The following is a 1,196-nucleotide window of genomic DNA, read 5'->3' as shown; positions in this document are numbered from 1 at the left end:
GGAAACCCAGATCCAGTCACAGTCAAACGTGTGGATAAGAACGGTACCCCAGTGACTGCGACTTATACTCCAACAGTGACTAAGGTAACCCCAACTAGCACTAACGTAACCAGCACAGGTCCTCAAGGTGTTCCACAAACGGGCACTCCAACCTTCCAAGGTGGTGACCCACTGGTTCCAATCGATGAAACAGTCGAGCCAACCTTCGCAGATGGAAGCAAAGAGAAGTTTATTCCAGGTCAAGGGACTTACACAATTGCACCAGACGGTACAGTGACCTTCACACCAGACAAACAGTTTGTTGGAAACCCAGATCCAGTCACAGTCAAACGTGTTGATAAGAATGGCACTCCAGTCACTGCGACCTACAGTCCAGAGTTTACGAAAGTGACCCCAACAGGAACTGGTGCAACCAGCACAGGTCCTCAAGGTGTTCCACAAACGGGCACTCCAAGCTTCCAAGGCGGCGATCCACTGGTTCCAATCGATGAAACAGTAGAGCCAACTTTCGAAGATGGAAGCAAAGAGAAATCTATTCCAGGTCAAGGAACTTACACGATTGCGCCAGATGGAACTGTAACTTTCACTCCAGATAAACAGTTTGTCGGAAACCCAGATCCAGTAACTGTTAAGCGTGTGGATAAGAATGGCACTCCAGTCACTGCGACTTACAGTCCAGAGTTTACAAAGGTGACTCCAACTGGTAAAGATACTTCTTCAGTTAACATTAAGGGGCTTGTTCAAACTGGTACCCCAACCTTCCAAGGTGGTAACCCACTTGTTCCAATCGATGAAACAGTGGCAGCAACATTTGAAGATGGATCAACTGAAAAAGTGATTCCAGGTGAAGGAACTTATGCAATCTCACTAGATGGCATCGTCACCTTCACTCCAGAAGCTAATTTTGTAGGAAAAGGAACAGGCGTAACGATTGTCCGCAAGGATAAGAATGGTACTCCAGTTACTGCAAGCTATCGCCCAACAGTTGTAGATCCATCTACTGGTCATGACACGACTTCTACAGGAGCAAAAGGCCAACCACAAGTGGCAACACCAACGTTTGAAAGACATATCGATAGTACAGTTCCACCAACCTTTGAGGATGGCAGCACGACTATGGTTGTTCCGGGTGAAGGAAGCTATACAATTGATAAAGATGGTCAAATTACCTTTACTCCAGAACCAGACTTTGTTGG

At 46.7% G+C, this 1,196-nt stretch carries 1 pseudogene; it reads left to right on the top strand.

The features are described from left to right. Positions 1-1,196 (top strand): annotated as a pseudogene (locus HMPREF2991_RS07565) (YSIRK signal domain/LPXTG anchor domain surface protein); the annotation flags it as partial.

This window comes from Streptococcus sp. HMSC072D07, assembly GCF_001814835.1.
In the GTDB taxonomy this organism is placed as follows: Bacteria; Bacillota; Bacilli; order Lactobacillales; family Streptococcaceae; genus Streptococcus.
The sequence above is the reverse complement of the archived record's forward strand: the minus strand, read 5'-3'. Positions and strand labels throughout refer to the sequence as shown.